The 20,107-nt window shown below is 73.7% G+C and carries 17 protein-coding genes; 8 read left to right on the top strand and 9 right to left on the bottom strand.

The window, feature by feature from the left end; translation table 11 throughout:
• Positions 1–91: 91 nt before the first annotated feature.
• Positions 92–1,525, bottom strand: a complete 1,434-nt coding sequence (locus tag ACFYZR_RS23975) for a short-chain fatty acyl-CoA regulator family protein (protein ID WP_391913508.1) — start codon at positions 1,523–1,525, stop codon at positions 92–94.
• Between the two features lie 194 nt (positions 1,526–1,719).
• Here ACFYZR_RS23975 and ACFYZR_RS23970 point away from each other — a divergent pair, with 194 nt between their 5' ends.
• The 5 genes from ACFYZR_RS23970 to ACFYZR_RS23950 all read left to right on the top strand — a co-directional run bounded on the left by ACFYZR_RS23970 (position 1,720) and on the right by ACFYZR_RS23950 (position 8,425).
• On the top strand, positions 1,720–3,240 hold the full coding sequence (locus ACFYZR_RS23970) for an MmgE/PrpD family protein (protein ID WP_391913506.1): 1,521 nt from the start codon (positions 1,720–1,722) through the stop codon (positions 3,238–3,240).
• Positions 3,240–4,145, top strand: a complete 906-nt coding sequence (gene prpB / locus ACFYZR_RS23965; protein WP_391913504.1) for a methylisocitrate lyase — start codon at positions 3,240–3,242, stop codon at positions 4,143–4,145. Before ACFYZR_RS23970 ends, prpB begins: the two co-directional genes overlap by 1 nt.
• 21 nt (positions 4,146–4,166) lie before the next feature.
• Positions 4,167–5,291 (top strand): bifunctional 2-methylcitrate synthase/citrate synthase, encoded by a 1,125-nt coding sequence (locus ACFYZR_RS23960; protein ID WP_391913502.1) that lies wholly within the window; start codon positions 4,167–4,169, stop codon positions 5,289–5,291.
• Between the two features lie 366 nt (positions 5,292–5,657).
• Positions 5,658–6,989, top strand: a complete 1,332-nt coding sequence (locus ACFYZR_RS23955) for a wax ester/triacylglycerol synthase family O-acyltransferase (RefSeq protein WP_391913779.1) — start codon at positions 5,658–5,660, stop codon at positions 6,987–6,989.
• A gap of 50 nt (positions 6,990–7,039) precedes the next feature.
• Positions 7,040–8,425 carry an NAD(P)/FAD-dependent oxidoreductase gene (locus ACFYZR_RS23950; protein WP_391913500.1) on the top strand — a complete coding sequence of 462 codons (1,386 nt, stop codon included), beginning with the start codon at positions 7,040–7,042 and terminating at the stop codon, positions 8,423–8,425.
• An 86-nt stretch (positions 8,426–8,511) separates the two neighbouring features.
• Here ACFYZR_RS23950 and ACFYZR_RS23945 read toward each other — a convergent pair whose 3' ends face one another.
• Positions 8,512–9,144 (bottom strand): hypothetical protein, encoded by a 633-nt coding sequence (locus ACFYZR_RS23945; RefSeq protein WP_391913498.1) that lies wholly within the window; start codon positions 9,142–9,144, stop codon positions 8,512–8,514.
• A gap of 359 nt (positions 9,145–9,503) precedes the next feature.
• Between ACFYZR_RS23945 and ACFYZR_RS23940 the strand changes: the two genes are divergently transcribed.
• Positions 9,504–10,904, top strand: coding sequence for a cryptochrome/photolyase family protein (locus tag ACFYZR_RS23940; protein WP_391913496.1), 1,401 nt, complete (start codon positions 9,504–9,506; stop codon positions 10,902–10,904).
• Positions 10,905–10,919: 15 nt separating this feature from the next.
• Here the strand turns inward: ACFYZR_RS23940 and ACFYZR_RS23935 are convergent, their stop codons facing one another.
• From ACFYZR_RS23935 to ACFYZR_RS23920, 4 genes are all read right to left on the bottom strand, one after another.
• Entirely contained in the window at positions 10,920–12,731 is a 1,812-nt protein-coding gene (locus ACFYZR_RS23935; protein ID WP_391913494.1) for an FAD-dependent oxidoreductase, read from the bottom strand.
• Between the two features lie 91 nt (positions 12,732–12,822).
• Entirely contained in the window at positions 12,823–13,365 is a 543-nt protein-coding gene (locus tag ACFYZR_RS23930; protein WP_391913492.1) for an FHA domain-containing protein, read from the bottom strand.
• Positions 13,366–13,460: 95 nt separating this feature from the next.
• Positions 13,461–14,165, bottom strand: coding sequence for a hypothetical protein (locus tag ACFYZR_RS23925; RefSeq protein WP_229348156.1), 705 nt, complete (start codon positions 14,163–14,165; stop codon positions 13,461–13,463).
• A complete protein-coding gene (locus tag ACFYZR_RS23920) occupies positions 14,162–14,680 on the bottom strand; it encodes an RNA polymerase sigma factor (protein ID WP_126912728.1) in 519 nt (172 codons plus the stop codon). Before ACFYZR_RS23920 ends, ACFYZR_RS23925 begins: the two co-directional genes overlap by 4 nt.
• A gap of 487 nt (positions 14,681–15,167) precedes the next feature.
• On the opposite strand from ACFYZR_RS23920, the gene ACFYZR_RS23915 reads away from it, so the two are divergent.
• Positions 15,168–16,349, top strand: a complete 1,182-nt coding sequence (locus tag ACFYZR_RS23915; RefSeq protein WP_391913489.1) for a styrene monooxygenase/indole monooxygenase family protein — start codon at positions 15,168–15,170, stop codon at positions 16,347–16,349.
• A 104-nt stretch (positions 16,350–16,453) separates the two neighbouring features.
• Here ACFYZR_RS23915 and ACFYZR_RS23910 read toward each other — a convergent pair whose 3' ends face one another.
• Positions 16,454–17,320: an oxaloacetate decarboxylase gene (locus tag ACFYZR_RS23910; RefSeq protein WP_391913487.1), complete on the bottom strand. Its 867-nt coding sequence runs from the start codon at positions 17,318–17,320 to the stop codon at positions 16,454–16,456.
• Positions 17,321–17,638: 318 nt separating this feature from the next.
• Positions 17,639–18,112 (bottom strand): VOC family protein, encoded by a 474-nt coding sequence (locus tag ACFYZR_RS23905; protein ID WP_391913485.1) that lies wholly within the window; start codon positions 18,110–18,112, stop codon positions 17,639–17,641.
• 127 nt (positions 18,113–18,239) lie between these two features.
• Between ACFYZR_RS23905 and ACFYZR_RS23900 the strand changes: the two genes are divergently transcribed.
• Entirely contained in the window at positions 18,240–18,935 is a 696-nt protein-coding gene (locus ACFYZR_RS23900) for an IclR family transcriptional regulator (protein ID WP_391913483.1), read from the top strand.
• Here ACFYZR_RS23900 and truD read toward each other — a convergent pair.
• A complete protein-coding gene (gene truD / locus ACFYZR_RS23895; protein ID WP_391913481.1) occupies positions 18,826–19,980 on the bottom strand; it encodes a tRNA pseudouridine(13) synthase TruD in 1,155 nt (384 codons plus the stop codon). The two genes, ACFYZR_RS23900 and truD, sit on opposite strands and share 110 nt — an antisense overlap.
• Positions 19,981–20,107 lie beyond the last annotated feature (127 nt).

The raw sequence follows: 20,107 nt of genomic DNA, 5'->3' as shown, positions 1-20,107 counted from the left end.
CCCAGCGACGCACGGTCGAAAGGCTGCGGAGCCGACGTACCGTCGGTCGGCTGCGGACCGTCGTGGCTGGTCGCGTAGTTCCCCGCGCCCCTCAGTGGGTACCCAGCACCGGATACGGCACCCTCGTCCGCCGGTCGGGGTCGACGGCGAGTCGGCCACCGGCCGGTGGACGCGCGCGCTGGGCGCAGTCGCGGCGCTCGCAGATGCGGCATCCGAGGCCGATCGGGGTGGCCGCCCGTGGGTCGTCCAGGGCGATGCCCTCCGCGTAGACCAGCCGGCCCGCGTGGCGGAGTTCGCAGCCCAGGGCGACGGCGAAGTCCGCTCGCGCGGCCCGGTGGCCGAAGCCGCCGCGTGTGACGGTTCGCGCTATCCAGAAGTACCGTTTGCCGTCGGGCATCTCCGCGACCTGTGTGAGGATCCGCCCGGGCGCGGAGAACGCCTCGTACACCGTCCACAGCGGGCACGTCCCGCCCAGCCGGGAGAAGTGGAAGTCCGTCGCCGACTGCCGCTTGGAGATGTTGCCGGCCCGGTCCACCCGCAGGAACGAGAAGGGCACGCCGCGCCGGCCCGTCCGCTGGAGGGTGCTGAGGCGGTGGCAGACGGTCTCGAAGCCCACGCCGAAGCGGGAGCCGAGCAGTTCGACGTCGTAGCGCAGTTCCTCGGCCGCCGCGTGGAAGGCCGTGTACGGCATGAGGAGCGCGCCCGCGAAGTAGTCGGCCAGGCCGATGCGGGCCAGGGCGACGGAGTCCGGGGAAGAGAGGGCCGCGTCGTCGGCCAGGGCGTCCAGCAAGGGGCCGTGTTCCAGGAGGGCAAGCTGGGTGGCCAGTTGGAAGGCCCGTTGGCCGTCGCTGAGCCAGGGCGAGAGGAAGACCAGTCCGGCGTCGGGGTCGAAGAGCCGGGCGTCGGCCGTCTGGGCGGGGGCCGCCTGGACGACCGTGACGCCGTGCCGTGCCGCGAGGCGGGCGGTGAGCGCCTCGGCGGAGCGGCCGGGCCGTATCCCCAGTTCGGCCGCGGTCCGTTCGGCGGCGGTGTCGAGCGGGCCGAAGTGGTTGTGATGCTCGTAGAAGAAGTCCCGTACCTCGTCGTGGAGTTCGGCGGGCGGCAGGGCGGTGGTGTCGCCGGGGGCGGCCAGGGCGGCGGTACGTTCGGCGGCGTCGCGGTAGCGGCGGTGGAGGGCGACGAGGGCGCGGGCCACCTCGGGGTGGTCGCGGGCGACTTCGGCGATCTCCTCGGCGGGCGGCGGGGCCCCGGGGCCGCACGCCTCGTCGCCGAGGGCGGCCCGGAGGTCGGTGGTGAGCCGTTCCTCGTCGGCCTCGGAGAAGAACTCGGCGTCGACGCCCAGCACCTGGGCGATCCGCAGCAGCACGGAGGCGGTGAGCGGCCGCTGGTTCTGCTCGATCTGGTTGAGATAGCTGGTGGAGATACCGAGTTCGCGGGCGAGCTCCACCTGATTGAGGCCGTGCTCGCGGCGGAGCCGGCGCAGTTTCGCGTGCGCGTAGATCTTCCGGCCCGCCGTTCGCGCCATGTCGTCCGCCCCCTCGAAGTCCCTGGTCCCCGATCCCGGATCACTGCTGCGAAAGTAGCATCCGCATGTTTCGCAGCTTTCGCGGATTCGCAGCTCGGGGCTGTACGGATTCCGCACGGTGGAGCCGTCGCGGACGGCGGGCGCAGCGGGCAGGCTCGGTCGCGGAAGCCCAAGCGCCCTCCCCGAGGAGTCCCGTGATCGACCACCGGATACGCGTCCACCCCAGCGCCGCCCCGCTGCCCCGCGAGGAGCAGCTCGCCTGGCGGCTCGCGGCCGTCGCCACCGCCACCCCGGCCGCCCCCGAACTCGACCCCGACGCCGCCGCGATGGCCGTCAACCGGGTCGTCGACAACACCGCCGTCGCCGTCGCCTCCCTGGCGCGCCGCCCGGTGGCCGTCGCCCGGTCGCAGGCCCTCCCCCACCACGCCCGGCCCGGCGCCTCCGTCCTCGGGGCCCCGGCCGGGGCGCGGGTCTCCCCGGAGTGGGCGGCCTGGGCCAATGGCACGGCCGTCCGGGAGCTCGACTTCCACGACACGTTCCTGGCCGCCGACTACTCCCACCCCGGCGACAACATCCCGCCCCTGCTCGCCGTCGCCCAGCACACCGGCCGCTCCGGCGCCGACCTGCTGCGTGGCGTCATCGCCGCGTACGAGGTGCACGTCGCCCTCGTCAAGGGTGTCTGCCTGCACGAGCACCGCGTCGACCACGTGGCCCACCTGGGCGCGGCCGCCGTCTGCGGCCTCGGGGCGATGCTGCGGCTGCCCACGGAGACGGTGTACCAGGCCGTGCAGCAGGCGGTGCACACCACGACCGCCACCCGGCAGTCCCGCAAGGGCGAGATCTCCAGCTGGAAGGCGTTCGCGCCGGCGTTCGCCGGGAAGGCGGCGGTCGAGGCCGTGGACCGCGCGATGCGCGGCGAGGGCTCGCCCTCGCCGGTCTACGAGGGCGAGGACGGTTTCCTCGCCTGGATGCTGGGCGGCCCGGACGCCGAGTACACCGTCGCGCTGCCGGAGCCCGGGGAGGCCCTGCGCGGCATCCTGGAGACGTACACCAAGGAGCACTCCGCCGAGTACCAGGCGCAGGCCGTCATCGACCTCGCCCGGCGGCTGGGCCCGCGGATCGGGCCGCCGGAGCGCGTCGAGCGGATCGTCCTCCACACCAGCCACCACACCCACCGGGTGATCGGCTCCGGGTCCGGCGACCCGCAGAAGTACGACCCCGGGGCCGCCCGGGAGACACTGGACCACTCCGTGCCGTACATCTTCGCCGTCGCCCTGGAGGACGGCGCCTGGCACCACGAGCGCTCCTACGCGCCCGAGCGCGCCCGCCGGCCGGAGACCGTCGCGCTGTGGCGGAGGATCTCGACGGTGGAGGACCCGGAGTGGACCCGCCGCTACCACGACCCGGACCCGGGGCGCCGTGCGTTCGGCGGCCGCGCGGTGGTCACCCTCACCGACGGCACGGTCGTCGAGGACGAGCTGGCCGTCGCCGACGCCCACCCCGCCGGGGCCCGGCCCTTCGGCCGCGCGGACTACGCCGCCAAGTTCCGCACCCTCGCCGAGGGCCGCGTCGGGCCGAAGGACCAGGACCGCTTCCTGGAGACCGCCGGACGGCTGGCCGAGCTGGACGCGGCCGGCCTGGACGGGCTGTTCCCCGCCGTCGACACCGCCGCCCTCGCCGCGTACGACGCCGGGCTGCCCAAGGGGCTGTTCTGATGCTGCACACCCGCACCACCCCCGCCGAGCGGCGCCGCGCCTTCCGCGAGCGGCTCGCCTCCGGGCGGCTGCTGCGCGTACCGGGCGCGGTCAACCCGCTCTCGGCACGCCTGATCCAGGAGACCGGCTTCGACGCCGTCTACCTCTCCGGGGCCGTGCTCTCCGCCGACCTCGGCCTGCCGGACATCGGGCTCACCACCACGACCGAACTGGCCGCCCGCGCCCAGCAGATCTGCCGCGTCACCGACCTGCCCGCCCTCATCGACGCGGACACCGGCTTCGGCGGTCCGCTCAACGCCGCCCGGACCGTCCAGCTGATGGAGGACGCGGGCCTGGCGGGGCTCCACCTGGAGGACCAGGTGAACCCCAAGCGGTGCGGGCACCTCGACGGCAAGGCGGTCGTGTCCCGCGAGGACATGGCACGGCGGGTGCGCGCCGCCGCCGACGCCCGCCGGGACCCGGGCTTCCTGCTGATGGCCCGCACCGACGCCCGCGCCGTGGAGGGCCTGGCCGCGGCGATCGACCGTGCCAAGGCGTACGTGGACGCCGGCGCCGACGCCGTCTTCCCCGAGGCCCTCGTGGACGAGCGGGAGTTCGAGGCGTTCCGCGCGGCCGTGGACGTCCCCCTGCTCGCCAACATGACCGAGTTCGGCAAGGGCCGGCTGCTGGACGCCCGTACGCTCCAGGACCTCGGCTACAACATCGCCCTGTACCCGGTCACCCTGCTGCGCCTGGCCATGGGCGCCGTCGAGGACGGTCTGCGGACGCTGGCCGCCGAGGGGACCCAGGAGTCCCTGCTCCCCCGGATGCAGACGCGGTCGCGGCTGTACGAGCTCCTCGGCTACGAGGAGTACACGGCCTTCGACGCGTCGGTCTTCGACTTCACGCTCCCGCCCGGCGCCTGACCCGATCCCCGGAGGTTTCCCATGACGCTCAGCATCCACCGCGGGCTGGCCGGGGTGGTCGTCGACACCACGGCCATCTCCACGGTCATCGAGGAGAGCAACTCCCTGACGTACCGGGGCTATCCGGTCCAGGAGCTGGCCGACCGCCGTTCGTTCGAGGAGGTCGCCCACTTGCTGTGGCACGGCGAGCTCCCCGACGCCGGGCAGCTGCGGGAGTTCCGGGCGCGCGAGCGCGCCCTGCGGCCGCTGGGCCGTACGACGGCGGAGCTGCTGGCCCGGCTGCCCCGGACGTGCCACCCGATGGACGTGCTGCGGACCGCCGTCAGCCTGTTCGGCGCGGAGGACCCCGCCGAGGACGACGGCAGCCCGGCCGCCAACCGCGCCAAGTCCCTGGCGCTGCTGGCGAAGCTGCCGGTGGTCGTCGCCGCCGACCACCGCAGGCGGCGCGGCCTCGACCCGATCCCGCCCGACGCCTCGCTGGGGCTCGCCGAGAACTTTTTCCACATGTGCTTCGGCGAGGTGCCGGACCCGGAGGTGGTGCGCTGCTTCGAGGTCTCCCTGATCCTGTACGCCGAGCACAGTTTCAACGCCTCGACGTACACCGCACGGGTGGTCACGTCCACGCTTTCCGACCTCTACAGCGCGGTGACGGCCGCGGTCGGCGCGCTCAAGGGGCCGCTGCACGGCGGGGCCAACGAGGCGGTGATGCGGACGCTGGAGGAGATCGGCGACCCGGCGCGGGCCGGCGAGTGGCTGGCGGCGGCGCTGGCCGGCAAGCGCAAGGTCATGGGCTTCGGCCACCGTGTCTACAAGCGCGGGGACTCCCGCGTCCCGCTGATGCAGCGGGCCACGGACCGGCTCGTCGCCCTGTCGGCCGACCCGGAGACGGCCCGCCTGGCGGCCCTCCACACGGCCTTGCGCGAGGCGATGGCCGCCCGCACGGGCATCCACCCCAACCTCGACTATCCGGCGGGGCTCGCGTACCACCTGATGGGGTTCGACATCCCGTCCTTCACCCCCGTCTTCGTGATGAGCCGCATCACGGGCTGGACGGCGCACATCACCGAGCAGCTGGCCCACAACGCGCTGATCCGTCCGCTGGGCGCGTACAACGGGCCGGGGCAGCGGGTGGTGCCGGCCGCGTGAGCGCTTCGCTGGAGGTCCGGTACGTCATGCGCGGGCGCGTCGTGGCCGGTCGCGCAGTTCCTCGCGCCCCTTCGGGGCGCTACCCGCCCGGCAGGGGTCCCGATCCGGACAACTCCCGTGCGGGGCCGATGCGGTGGTCGGCGGCGGGTTACCCGAGGAAGGGGGGCCGTCAAGGGGGCTTGGGAGGGGCTGAAATCCGTGGGCCTTCACACGTCGTTAACGGAGCGTATCCAGATCGCACTTGACCGTAGTCGACCGACGGCGATTGACTTCTGCTCGCTTACGTCCAGCAGCGCCGTCCCCCGGCCCACCCGACGCGCGAGCACGTCGAGGCCCCGTGATCCCGGAGACCCCGTGACCCCTGAAGTGACCCCCGAACCGCTCACGCCGCTCGACCTCGCCTTCTGGAACATCGAGTCCGCCGGTCATCCCCTGCACATGGGCGGGCTCGCCGTCTTCGACGCCGACACCCCGGACGCCGCCCGGCGTGCCGCCGGGCTGCTCGCGGACCGCGCTGCCCGCGTGCCGGGGCTGAACACCCGTATCCGCCCCGTCCTCCTCCCCGTCGGCGCGGCCGCACGCCATGTCGCCCCCGGCTACGACCCGTCGGACCACGTCCATCTCACCGCGCCGGTGCGGGACTTCTTCGCGGCCGCCGGGGCGCTGATGCAGCAGCCCCTGGACCGGGAGCGGCCGCCGTGGGCCGCGCACGTGCTGCCCGGCGCGGACGGCACGTCCTTCGCCGTGCTGTTCACGTTCCACCACGCCCACGCGGACGGCATGCGCGCGGCGTCGTACGTCCTGTCGCTCCTGGACCCCGCCGCTCATGAGGCACCCGCCGCGGCCGAAGCGCCGCGGACGGAGCGGAACGGCTCCGCTCTGCGCCTGCCCGATCCGCGTGAGCTGCCCGGTCTGGTGCGCGGCGCCGTCGGCGACGCCGGACGGGCCCTGGCCATCGGCTCCGCCATGGCCCGTGCCGCGCTGGACGTGCGCTCCTCGCCCGCCCTCGTCTCCCGCGCCACCGGCGCTCGCCGCGCCGACGGTGCGACCGTCGACCTGCGCGATGTGAACCGCGTCCGCGAGGCCACGGGCGGCACGGTCAACGACGTCCTCCTGGCCGTGGTCGCGGGCGGTCTGCGGCGCTGGCTCGACAAGCGCGGCGACGGCAGCGACGGCGTACGTCCCCGCGCCCTCGTCCCCGTGTCGCTGCGCGACCCGGACAATCCGGGCGCCTCGGGCAACCGGCTCTCCGGCTATCTGGTCCGGCTCCCCGTCGACGAGGCCGATCCCCTCGCCCGGCTGCGCGCGGTGCGCAAGGTCATGGACCGCAACAAGCAGGCGGGGCCCGCCAGCGGGCCGGGCGCCGCCGCGCTGCTCGCCGAGGTCATCCCGCCCTTCGGCCACCTCTTCGGCGGCGGCCTGATCGCCCGCTCGGGCCGGCTCTTCTACGACCTGCTGGTCTCCAGCGTCCCGTTGCGCGGCTCCCACGGCCTCACGCTCGCGAACAGCCGCCTCCGCGAGGCCTGTCCGCTCGCCCCGCTCGCGCCCGGGCAGTCCCTCGCCGTGGGCATCACCACCTACGAGGACCGCATCTGCTACGGCCTGCTCGCCGACGCCGTCGCCGTGCCCGACCTGGATCTGCTCGCCCGGTCGATCACTGAGGAGGCCGCGGAGCTGGTCGCCGCCTGCGGCGGCTGAGCCGTTCCCCCTCCACACCAGCCACCGTCACCGCCGCAGGAGCCACGCCCATGACGATCTCCCCCGGCCGCACCGGCAGCGCTGTCGTCCTGGGCGGAGGCCTGGCCGGCATGCTCGCCGCCGCGGCCCTCGCCGACCGGGCGGCGACCGTCACCGTCGTCGAACGCGACCGTCTCCCGGACACCGCTTCGCCCCGGCGGGGCCTCCCCCAGGCACGCCACGCCCATCTGCTGTACTCCGGCGGCGCCCGCGCCGTCGAGAGCCTGCTGCCCGGAACCCACGACCGGTGGCTCAGGGCGGGGGCGCGCCGTGTCCCCCTCCCCACCGGGCTGGTCACCTTCACCGCGCAGGGCTGGCTGAGGCGCTGGCCCGAGATGCAGTACATGATCGTCTGCTCCCGTGACCTCCTCGACCACGTCGTGCGCCGGCAGACCCTCGCCCTCCCCGCGGTCTCCCTCGTCGACGGCGCGGAGGCGGTCCGGCTCACGGGCGACGCCCGGCGGGTCACCGGCGCGGTCGTCCGTGACGCGCACGGCACCGAGACCCGTCTCGAAGCCGACCTTGTCGTCGACGCCACCGGCCGCGGGTCCTCCGCCCCGCGGTGGCTGGCCGGTCTCGGGCTGCCGGCGGTTCCCGAGCACGCGGTCGACTCCGGTCTCGCCTATGCCACCCGGATCTTCGAAGCGCCCGCGGGTACCGGGGGATTCCCCGTCATAGGAATCCAGCCCGACCCGCGCCGGCCCGTCCCGGGGCAGTCCGCCACGCTCCTGCCGGTCGAGGACGGCCGCTGGCTGGTCACGCTCTCCGGCACGCGCGGGGGCCAACCACCCAACTCCGCGGACGAGTTCGTGCCCTTCGCCCGGCAGGTGCGCCATCCCCTCGTCGGCGACCTCATCGCCCGCGCACGGCCGCTGACCGACGTCCACGTCACCCACAGCACCGTCAACCGGCGCCGCCTCTACGAGAAGGCGACGGCCTGGCCCGCCGGTTTCGTCGTCCTGGGTGATGCCGTCGCCGCGTACAACCCCCTCTACGGCCAGGGCATGTCCGTCGCCGCACAAGGTGCCGCCCTGCTCCGCGAGACGGTTCGCGCCCGGGGGCTCGCCCCGGACGTCGCCCGCGACGTGCAGCGCGCCATCGGCCGGCTCGTCCAGGGGCCCTGGGACCTGGCCGTCGCGCAGGACATCCTCTACCCCGGCACCACGGGTCGGCGGCCCCCTGCGGCGACCACGCTCCTGCGCGGGTACATGGACCGGCTGATGCTCACCGCGACGGGGCGGGCCGCCACGTGCCGGGCCCTCTTCGACGTCCTGACTCTTTCCGCCCCGGTGACCGGGCTCGTCTCACCGACCGTGGCCATCGGGGTGTTGCGCGGCCCCGGGAGGCCACTGCTGACGGAGCCGCCGCTCGGCGGCTCCGGGCATGCCGCCGGGTAGCCGAACGGGCAGGGCCGCTGCCACCGTCGTCGACGGTGGCAGCGGCCCTGCCCGGACAGAACACCGGCCGTGGCGGCCGGGGCCACTCAGTGGCTGGTGGTGTTGATAAAGCCGATGACCACGGCGCCCCACCAGCAGACCTGGGAGATCATCGCGGTGGCCCCGCCCCAGGCCAGCACGCGCGGCGACGGCTCACCGGCGGACTGCCGGGCCATGTGCTTGTTGAGCATGCCCGCCTGGAGACCGTTGAGGCTCAGGACGAGGACGAACGCCAGCTTGATCGCGGTGAGCGTGGCCGAGGGGTTGGGGTGGAGCAGGGTGCCGCTCAGGACCAGGCCGGCGAGACCGGCCCAGATGGGCAGGTGGAGCTTGCCCGCGCTGCCGAGGGCCTCGCGCAGGGTGGTGCGGCCGGTGATCCACAGCAGTCCGTAGTAGTCGGCGACGAGCACGGCGCCGAAGCCGAGGACGAGGCTGGCGAGGTGCACGAAGAGCGCGACCGTGTGCAGGGACGCGTCCGCCTGGAGGTGGATCGAGACCCACACGGTGGCGGCCCAGCCCGCGCACAGGGCGACGGCGGCGGCGCCGACCGTCCACCAGGTGTCGTAGAGGCCCAGCGGACGGGCGTGGCGGGCGCCGCCGGTGCGGGCCGCCGCCATCGCGATGGGCGGCCGGGACGTTCGGATGACGGACAGAGGCGGCTGTGATGACAGAGCGGACACGTGAATCTCCCAACGCGGACCCTTGGCGAAAGGCACTGCTGGCCTGTCGCCGATCCTGGGCCGTACTGTGACCGGCCCTGTACGGCCGGTACTGAAATCGGTCGCTTCCTCGGCAGTGAGGACCGACACCAAGTGCCAGAGGTCTTCCCGGCCTGGTCTTCGGCCTCGGCGCGGCCGGTCGATCCGGCGCGGCGCTCCACACGGCCGGTCGATCCGGCACGGCGTGTCCACACCAGAACATCCCTTCGATGAATGTGCAAGCCCGTGGGTCACAGTCAATGCCGTCCATTCCGCCCCTCGTGTCCTAGCCTGAGCCCGCAGGACACGGCCTGGGCCACCGGAACGAGGCGGGTGGGGGCATGCGCGTCGCTGTCGTCCTTTTCACAGCCGATCTGCGGTTGCACGACAATCCCGTGCTGGGCGCGGCGCTGCGCGCGGCCGAGCGTGTGGTGCCCCTGTTCGTGATCGATTCCGGTATCGCCGGTGCGGGCTTCGTCACACCGGCGCGCGCGGCCTTCCTCGCGGACTGCCTCGCCGATCTCGACGAGGGGCTGCGCGCGCGGGGCGGCCGGCTGGTCGTCCGGGCCGGGGACGTGGTGCGCGAGACGTGCCGCGTGGCCGCCGAGACCGGTGCGACGGAGGTGCACCTCGCGAGCGGGGCCAGCGGCTATGCCCAGCGGCGCGAGGAGAGGCTGGGCCGGGCGCTGGCGGCGGACGGCCGGGAGCTGCGGGTGCACGACGCGGTGACCACGGCCGTGGCCCCGGGGACACTGGTGCCGTCGGGCAAGGACCACTACGCGGTGTTCACCCCGTACCACCGCCGCTGGTCGGCCGAGCGGCTGCGGCCCGTCTCCCCCGCTCCCCGGCGCGTGGAGCTGCCCCGGGTGCGCTCGCTCCCGCTCCCCGGGGCCGCCGGCCTGGCCCGTGGCACGGCCCCGGCGGGGCTGCCGAAGGGCGGCGAGACCGAGGGCCGGCGCCGGCTGGCGGCCTGGCTGCGCTCGGGCCTCGCGGGCTACGCGCAGGCGCACGACGATCTGGCGGCGGACGCCACGTCCCGGCTCTCCCCTTATCTGCGCTTCGGCTGTCTGTCACCGGTCGAAGTGATCTCCCGGGCCCGCGGGTCCGCCTCGACGGGCGAGCGGCAGGCGGGTACGGGTGCGGGTGCGGGCGCGGAGGCGTTCGTCCGCCAGCTGGCGTGGCGCGACTTCCACCACCAGGTCCTGGCCGCCGTCCCGGCGGCGGCGCACCGCGACTACCGCGACCGGCACGACCGCTGGCGTACGGACCCCGACGAGCTGGCCGCGTGGCGGGCGGGCATGACGGGCTACCCGGTCGTGGACGCGGCCATGCGCCAGCTCGCCCACGAGGGGTGGATGCACAATCGCGCCCGGATGCTGGTGGCCTCCTTCCTGGCCAAGACGCTGTACCACGACTGGCGGGAGGGTGCCGGGCACTTCGAGGGCCTCCTCGTCGACGCGGACGTGGCGGACAACCGGCTGAACTGGCAGTGGGTGGCGGGCACGGGCAACGACACCCGCCCCCACCGCGTCCTCAACCCCCTCGTGCAGGCCAGGCGCTTCGATCCCCGGGGCGAGTACGTGCGCCGCTGGGTCCCGGAGCTGGCCGCGCTGCCGGGGGCCGCCGTCCACACCCCGTGGCGGCTCGACGGCCCCGAGCGGGCGGCGTTGCGCTACCCCGCGCCGGTCGTCGATCTCGCCGCGGGCCTGGCCCGCTTCCGGCGGGCGAGGGGGCTGGACTGACCGGCACCGGGCGCGTCAGCGCAGGTCGAAGGCGTTCGGCCGGCCCGCGCGGTAGCGGGCCTCGTCCTGCCGTTGGAAGGGTTCCAGCTCGGGCGGCCGGTACAGGGTCCACACCCGGCAGCGCGGGGCCGGGGAGCCGTCCGCGTCCAGCAGGGCGTTGACCGCGCGGCGGGCGGACTCGTTGGCGCCCTCCATGGTCGCGAGGTCCATGTCGGTGGCGACGTAGTCGCCGGCGAGGAAGAAGTTGGGGACGGCGGTGCGGCTCGGGGGGCGGTCGTACCAGGTGCCCGTGGGGTGGATGAGGAGCTGTTCGCGGTTGGCCGGGGACGGGCCGCCCAGCCCCGTGACCGCCGGGTCCATGAACCAGGAGTGGACGTCGCCGTCGGACAGCACCTGCCGTCCGGTGTCGTTCAGCCCGGCCTTCAGCTGGGCCCACACCTCGCGGATCACCTCCTGCCGGGTGCACGCGATCGCGGGCTTGCCGTAGAGGATGCCGGGCTTGTCCCATTGCGAGACGCACACGGACAGACAGTCGGCCACCTGGCCGTCGCCGTAGTCCGCGCGGAAGTCGCGGCCGGGCCAGAACTGGGCCTGGCTGATGGTGGTGAGCGCCCACGGGGAGTCCACGTGGTCGACGTGCCCGTGGACGATGGGGGTGCGGGTGCGGAGGTAGAACTGCACGCCGACCATCCAGTCGGTGCGCAGCCGGTCGCAGCGGGCCAGCCGGGGGTCGGCGGCCCGCAGGGCGCTCCCCCAGGTGGCGCGGGCGTGCTCGACGGGCATCGCGCTGAGGTAGTGGTCGGCGCTCGTGGCGCGGGGTACGCCGATCTCGCGGGACCGCAGCCGGAGGTGGCCGACCCGGCCGTCGCGGTACACGACCTCCTCGACCTCGGTGCCGAGTTCGAAGCGGACGCCGAGGCGGCGCAGATGGGCGGCCCAGGGGTTGATCCACGCCTCGTTGGTGGGGGCGTTGAGCACCCGGTCCGGCTCCCCGTCGTTGCCCCGGCCGAGGCCGTTGCAGAGGAAGGCCTGGAGGACTCGGGCGACGGTCCGGGTGCTGGCGATCTCGGCCTTGGTGGCGATGACGTTCCGGGTGATGCCGGTGCCGAGGAGGCGCTGGTAGTCCCGTGACATGCGGGACGCGTCGATGAAGTCCCACCAGGGCACCCGCTCCCACTGCCCGTAGCGGCGCCGGTCGCAGCTGGTGAGGTGGACGAGCACACGGTGGGCGAAGTGGAGGGCCTCGCCGGCCGGCAGCCGCAGGGCCGTGTCCAGCGCGCCCGCGAGGGTGCCGGGCAGGGCGTCGGGGAGCAGTGCGGCGAGGTCGGCCGGGGCGAGGAGGGTACGGAAGGGGATGCGGAGGTCCGGGCGGCCGCCGTCGCGGGCGAAGAGTTCCTCGGTGGCGTTCACGAGGTTGTCGTGGACGCTGTGCCGGCCGTCCGGCAGCGGGATCCTGCGCAGGGTGTCGGGGAGGTTGCGGTAGAAGCCGGGGAAGAAGCGGAAGCCGTGCTCTCCGGGGAGCGGGCGCCGTCCGTCCCGGGCGGTGCCGGGGACGTCCATGCTGCGGGCCTTGCCGCCGAGCGCGGTGTTGCGTTCGTACACGGTGACGCGGTAGCCGCGTTCGGCGAGCTCCTGCGCGGCGCTGAGCCCGGCGACGCCACCGCCGAGCACCGCCACGGTACGGCCCGTTCCGTCGCGGCCCGTTCCGCCGTGCCGGGCGGCGGCCCCGGCGCGTCCGGCGGCCGCCAGGGCGGCCGCGCCGCCGGCGCCGCCCGTCGTCGCCAGGAACTCCCGCCGGGTGCGTCCGCTCCCCTGCCGTCTCCCCATGCCCGGGTCAACGACCGGGCGGCGCCCGGGGCACCGGGCGGGCGGGGGGCGCGTGCCCCCCGCGTGAAGGAGCGAAGGGCGGCGCGAGGGATCAGACGGACAAGCGGAAATGCAGGCTGCCGAAGGCGACCTGGTCGCCGGGGTGGACGCGTACGGTGCCGGCTATGCGCAGCCCGTTGACGTACGTTCCGTTGCGCGAGCCCAGGTCGGACAGGCGCCAGTGGTTGTCCACGTAGCGCAGCTCGGCGTGCCGGCGGGAGACCGTGTCGTGGTCGAAGCGCAGGTCGGACAGGGGTGAGCGGCCGATGCCGAGCGCGGCCCCGCCCGGCTCCGGGAGCCGGAGTCCGGGCAGCCGGGCGCCGCGCCAGGCGCCGCGCAGCCGGCCCGTGAACCCCGCCAGGCGGGTGACCGTGCGGACGAGGAAGTCCGAGAAGCGGCCGTGGGTGCGCAGGTCGGCCATGGCGAGGTCGATCTCGGCGCGGTGGCGGGCGGTCAGGACGATGTTCATCCGGCGCATGAAGGTGTCGTGGGAGAGCCTGCCGTCGCCGGCACCGTCCCTCAGCAGGACCAGGGCCTGGTTCCGTTCGGCCTCGGAGGGCCGGGTGAGGCGCGTACGGAAGTCAGGTGAGGTCATAAGGGTGATTCTCGGTCCGGCAGGCGCTCCCTGTCCATATCTCACGCCCCCGGGAGGCGGCGGGCGCCCCACCGGGCCCATCGGGGTGTCATCGGTCAGGCCGTGGCCGTGAGTTCCCCGATGCGTTCGGGGAAGTCGGGCTGGGGCAGGGGCAGATCGACCTCCTCGACGAATCCGAGGGCGTCGGGGACGTAGGCGATGACGGCGCTCGCGGCGGGCGAGAAGCACTCCCCGTCGCGGAGGCTGTCGAGCATCTGGAGGGCGGCGTTGAGGTCGCCCCGGTCGATGTCCTCCGGGGTCTGCGGGATGAGCGCCTCCAGCCCGGCCTGACGGCGCCACAGCTCCGCTTCCCTGCGTTCGCCGAAGGCCATGTGGTGGAGGTAGAGGCAGCAGGCGGCGCCGGCGGCGTCCGCGCCGGCGGCGAACTGCCACCAGAACCGCGCGCTGTCCTCCCGGTCGGCGAGCTGGAGCACACAGCCGAGGACCAGGGCGCCGTCGGGCTCCAGCATCCGGTGGGCGAGGAAGGCCCCGAGCTTGTGGAGGTCCTGGGCGACGACCGTCTCGCACAGGCTCCGCAGCCGCCGCCGGAAGGCCCGGTGCGGCAGCGAGTTGCGCTCGGCGGCCCGTACGGCGGCCGTGCGGGCGGGCTCCATCTGGTCGTCGAAGTAGAGCGCTCCGTGCCACATCCGCTCCGCCAGGCGGGCCCGCAGCCGGGCCTCGGCCTGATCGGTGTCGGCGATCGTGTAGGGCCGGGGTTCGAGGCGGGCTTTGGCCAGGGCGTGGTCGAGGGACCCGATCACCGGTGCTCCTCTTCTCTCTCCAGTCCGAGGGCGTCGTGGAGACGGTGTCTCGCGAAACGGGCGGTGGACCGTACCCCGCCCTGGGTGATGCCCATGATGTCGGCGGTCTCGCGGATGCTGTAACCGAGGCAGTAGTGCAGGACGATGACGTCGTGCTGACGCTCGGGCAGGGCGCAGATGGCCTTGTAGACCGACAGGCTCTCCTCCAGCTCGCCGATCGGGTCGACGGCGTGCCGCAGCGCGGAGGTCTCGAAGGCGGCGGTGTCGATGACGGTGGGGCGCCGGCCCCGGGCGCGGGCGCAGTCGATCGTGCGGTGCCGGACGACGGACCAGGCGTAGGCGTTGGGCGACTCGGTCCTCAGGACCTCGCTCCAGGTGAAGCAGAGGTCCTCGAAGGCCTGGTCCACCGCCTCCTCGGCGTCGTGGCGATTGCCGAGGTAGAGCTCGGCCCACTGCATGTAGCGGGGGCGGTAGAGCTGGTGGAACGCACGATAATCGGCAGGCAGTTCGGTCATGGGAAACGTACCCGCATGGCGGGAGAGCGTCACCGTTTCCCTCCCCGCCGCCGGCCCGTCGCCCCGTCGCCTGCATCGTGTGGGATCACGGAAGTACTGGTCCCTCCGGTTGTGGATGGTCATGGGCCGGGCGGGGCCTGTCCGGACCCCCGTGTCACCGCACCCCGGAGGGACCTCGTCGCTTCGCCCCTCCGCAAGTAATGGCGTTCACGGACGGGCGTTTGTGCATCGAGCGATCGTAAAGTCTTATGGAAGGCGATCTTCCGGTTGCGCTCCACCACTCCCGGTCTCGTTCCACCACTCCGCGCGCCACCCCGCGCCCCCCTCTGCCGTCCTCTGCCGCCCTCTGTCGGCCGGCGGTGCGCCACTGCACGATGGGACGCGTGGTGCACACCGGGCACCACGCGTTGCCGGGCCGAGGACCTGAGGGGGTCTCATGCGGCGGATCGCCATCGTAGGAGCGGGACAAGCGGGATTACAGCTGGCGTTGGGGCTCCAGGCGCACGCGTACGACGTCACGCTCGTGTCCGCCCGCACGGCCGGGGAGATCCGGGACGGACATGTGCTGTCCACCCAGGCGATGTTCGGTCCCGCACAGACGATCGAGCGGGAGGCCGGGCTGAACCTGTGGGACGCCCAGGTCCCCGCCGTCCGAGCGATGCGGGCCACCTTGATCGACCCGCCGGGAACCGCCTCGGTCGCCATCACCGGCAGGCTGCGGCATCCCCAGCGGTCGGTGGACCAGCGGGTCAAACTCTCCGGCTGGCTGGAGCTGTTCGAGCAGCGGGGCGGCCGCGTCGAATACCGCTCGGTGGACCGGGCCGGGCTCGGTGGGCTGGCCCGCCGGCACGAGCTGACGATCGTCGCGGCCGGGCGCGCCGAGCTCTCCGGCATCTTCCCGCGCGACCCCGCCCGCTCCCCCTTCGACCGCCCCCAGCGCACCCTGGCCTGCCTCTATCTGCGCGGCGTGGCGTCTCCCCCGGACCCGGCGGAGACACATGTGCGCATCCCGATGGTCCCCGGCGTCGGCGAGGTCCTCCTCCAGCCGGCTCTGACGACGAGCGGTCCCTGCACCATCCTGCTGTGGGAGGCCGTGCCCGGCGGCCCGTTCGACTGCTGGCAGGACCGCCCCTCGCCGCACGACAACCTCGAGCGCTCCCTGGCCCTGCTGCGCGAATTCGCCCCCTGGGAGCACGATTTGTGCGAGAAGGCCGAGCCGACGGACGCGAACGCCACCCTCTACGGCGCGGTCGACCCCGTCGTCCGCCGGCCCGTCGCCCGGCTCGACGACGGCGTGTCCGTCCTGGGCATGGGCGACACCGTCGTCGTCAACGACCCGGTCACCGGGCAGGGCGCCAACAGCGCCGCCCGCTGCGCCGACGTCTACCGGCGCGCGATCCTCGCGCGCGGCGAACGGCCCTTCGACGACTCCTGGATGCACGAGACCTTCGAGGAGTTCTGGGCCTACGCCCGCCACGCGACGGCCTTCACGACCGCGATGCTCGGCCCGCTGCCCCCGCACATGGCACGGGTGCTGGGGACGGCGGCCGTGCGCGAGGAGGTCGCCGACCGCTTCGCCGAGGTGTACGCGGACCCGTCCGGGGCGCGGTGGTTCCTCGACCCGGCGGAGGCCGACGCCTATCTGGAGGCGATCGGCGCACGGCCCTGAGACCGGTCGCGGAACGGCCGTGCGCCCCCGCCCACCGGCCCGTGAGGACCGGTGGGCGGGGGGCGCCGGCCGCCGCCGTACGGGAAGTACGGGACGGACGGGAATCAGCTCCCGGCCGCCGCCGGGGCCGGGAGGCGGTGGTTGCGGCTGATGTTCTTCTCCAGCAGGGCCAGGCACTCGGCGACGCCCACGCTCGACGGCGTGGTCTCGGGCAGCCGTCCGTCGTCCTCCTTGAGCCGCCGCAGCGCCTCGTCCATCGCGGTCTGGGCGGCGAACAGGCACGGCGTGCTGTAGATCGCCACGTCCACGCCCAGCTCGGTCAGTTCGGACCGGCTCAGGCGCGGGGACTTGCCGCCCGCGATCTGGTTGAACAGCAGGGGCTTGGTGCCGATGACACCGCGCACCTTGCGGATCCACTCGACGCTGCGCACTCCGTCGACCAGGATCACATCGGCGTCGCTGGCGGCCAGTGCCTCGGCGCGGCGCAGGATCTCGTCCTCCTCCGTGGCGTCGGTCCGGGCGACGACGACGAGGTCGCGCCGGGCGGACAGGACGAGTTCGAGCTTCTCCAGGTACTCGGCCAGGGGCAGGATCTGCTTGCCGTCGACGTGGCCGCAGCGGCGCGGGCGCTTCTGGTCCTCCAGGATCACGCCCGAGGCGCCGATGGCCTCCAGGTGCTGCACGGTGTGGCAGGCGGTCTCGGGGTCGACGTAGCCGTCGTCGATGTCGACGAGCAGATGGTGGGCGGGGAACGCCAGGCGCATCCGCTGGACGAAGGCGACGATGTCCGGCCAGGCGATGAAACCTATGTCCGGCAGGCCGTAGTGCGAGGCGGCGAAGCCGAACCCGGAGACGAACATGCCGTCGTAGTGCTGTGCGGCGACGGAGGCGGAGAACATGTCGAAGACACCGATGAGCGGTGTGGTGCCGTTCTCGGCGATGGCGGCACGTAGCCGGTTCGGGTGATTCACGGTACCCTCCGGGGAAAAGGACGCGCCGACGCGTGCTCGTGACCGCTGCCCGCTACAGCTCGCGGTCGCGGCGTCGGCGTCACGGAACGAAGAGTGAAGAGTGGGGAAGCCCCGGGAGTGACGCGCGGTCAGGCGCGGTACGCCCCCGGGGTTTTCTGCGTCTGCGGAACTGGTGCGTCGGCGCTGCGCCGCGCTGCCACGACAGGACGTTAGTCAAGGTTTGGTCATGGCACAATATTGCCGAGGTAAAACAGACCGCGATGCGGCGCTTTCGCGCCGCCCCGTCCCTCCCGCCACCTCGGCCGCCATGGGCCGCCTTCACCCCTCGTAGGCGTCCTTCAGCCCCTGGATATCGATTTTCTTCATGCCCAGCATCGCCCCCATGACCCGCTGGGACTTGACCGGATCGGGATCGCCCAGCAGTTCGGGAAGGGCCCTCGGTACGATCTGCCACGACACGCCGTACTTGTCCTTGAGCCAGCCGCAGGGGCCCTCCTCCCCACCGCCGTCGGTGAGCTCGGCCCACAGCTCGTCCACCTCCTCCTGCGACGCGCAGTCCACGCTCAGCGAGATCGCCTCGTTGAACGTGAACTGCGGCCCGCCGTTGAGCGCGAGGAACCGCTGCCCCGCGAGCTCGAACTCGACGGTCATCACCATCCCGGCCGGCCGCGGACCGGCCTCCCCGTAGCGCCTGATCTCCACGATCCGGGAGCCGGGGACGACGGACGTGTAGAACGTGGCCGCCTCCTCCGCCCGGTCGTCGAACCACAGACACGGGGTGATCTTCTGCATGGTGCTCTCCCTCTCCACAAGATCCGGACGAACGTGGCGTCCACGCCACCCGGATCCATACCCGCGGCGGTAGTTTCTCTCCGGGCCTCTCCACGGAGGGGTGAGCCGCAGACGCTGGGGGGCAGCCTTGGTCCACCTCGATCTCACCGCCACGCCCGGAGCCCGGTCCAAACTCTCACGGGGTCTCGCGCTGCTGGCCTGTTTCCGCGCGGACGAGACGGAGCTGACCCTCTCCGAACTGGCCCGCCGTACGCACCTGCCGAAGCCGACCGTCCACCGGCTGATCAAGGAGCTGGTCGACTGGGGACTACTCGAGCGCGGCCGGGGCGGCGTCCGGCTGGGACACGACCTGTTCCTGCTCGGCTCGCGCGCGCCCTGGCAGCGAAGACTGCGGGAAGTGGCATCCCCCTTCCTCGAACGGCTGCACGACGTGACACGTCACAGCACCTACCTGTCCGTCCTCGACGGCACGAACGTCGTCCATCTGGAGGGCATCCGCTCGCCCGCGCCGCCGGCCGACGGCCCGTGGCGCGCCGAGCAGGGCGAGATCTGCGCCGGGGCCGCGGGCAGGGCGATGCTGGCCCACACCCCTGCCCTGCGGGAGGAGCTGTCGGAGGTCGCCCGGCAGGGGTACGCCGTGGCCAGGGGGAGGCTGCGGTCGGTGGCCGTGGCGGTGCCGGTGCTGCACCCCACGGGCCACGCCCTGGCGGGCATCACCGTGGTCGGCCCGCTGGACCGGGTGCGCCTGATGACCACGGTGCGCCACGCCCAGGGTGCCGCGGCCGCGACCGTGGCTCAGCTGGGGGCCGTCGAGGCCCGCTGACGGGCGGCTCCCGCTCGTCCTCCCGCTGGAGCAGGAACTGCCGTACGGCCGTGGTGGCGTAGCAGCCGGAGGGCAGGAAGAACGACAGCCGGCAGCGCCACCGGCCCGGGTGGAGCTCGTCGGGGGCGACACCGTCGATCCTGAGCTGGGTCTGTACGACGGTCGGCCGTGGGGCCCGGTCGTGCCGGATGGTCCCGGCGGCCCAGCGGTAGCGGTCGTACTCCAGGACGGGGCACCGGGCGAGGACGGCGACGGCGGCCTCGGCGGTGGTAGGGAAGGTGTACGGGATGCCGTCGTCCTCCTCGTCGACGGTCCGCCCGTTCGCCGCCCGCTCCACCACCTCGCGCAGCCGGCCGTTCCACTGGTACGAGGCGTACGAGCAGCGGTAGAAGACGGGGACGCTGGGGTCGAGGCCGGCCAGGAAACGGGCGGGGCTGCCGCGGTGACCTTGCGCCAGGCGCCCTTCGGGGGAGCCGGAGCGGCGCAGCAGGGCGAAGGCCCTGGCGTCGTCGCCGCGCAGCAGCGCCTCGCCCAGCAGGTGGGTCTCCTTGGGGCCGCCGGGCACGCCGAAGCGCTGGGTGTCGTAGTAGTTGACGAAGAAGAGGGTGTGCCGGGCGGGGCCCTCCCGCAGGGTCCCGGCGGCCTCGGGGGTGAGCGCGCGGGCCACGACGCGGAAGCAGTTGCCGTCGAGGTCCCCGGTGCGCAGGGGCTCGGGGCCGTATCCGTGGGCGGTCAGGCGCAGCCAGCGGTGGTCGTCGCCGACGCTCGCGCTGAAGGCGCGCAGCCGGCCGTCGGAGACCGGGCCGCGCAGCGACAGGTACTGCTCGGTGACGCCGTCGTCGTCCTTGAGGCCGGCGGCCGCGACGGCGTCCGGGGGGACGCCCAGGTGGGCGGCGAGGGCGCTCATGGCCTCGTGGGTGGTGAAGCCGCGTTTGCGCAGCAGCAGGTACTGGTAGTCGCGCTCGGCGGCCCTGCCGGTGGGCAGCCCCAGGCACTCGGTGACGGTGAAGTCCTCCGGGACCGCCTTCAGTACGCAGCATCGCATCCGGGCTCCCCTCCCTGGCTCCGTGGTCCGGGCTTCCGTCGCGGGCCTCTCGGCCGTGCGGTTGTCCGTGACCCTAGGCACCCGGGCGGCGGGACCGGGGAAGTGTTCCGCTCGCTGGAACGCCGGG

Source organism: Streptomyces sp. NPDC001678, assembly GCF_042892945.1.
Taxonomy (GTDB): Bacteria; Actinomycetota; Actinomycetes; order Streptomycetales; family Streptomycetaceae; genus Streptomyces.
The sequence above is the reverse complement of the archived record's forward strand: the minus strand, read 5'-3'. Positions and strand labels throughout refer to the sequence as shown.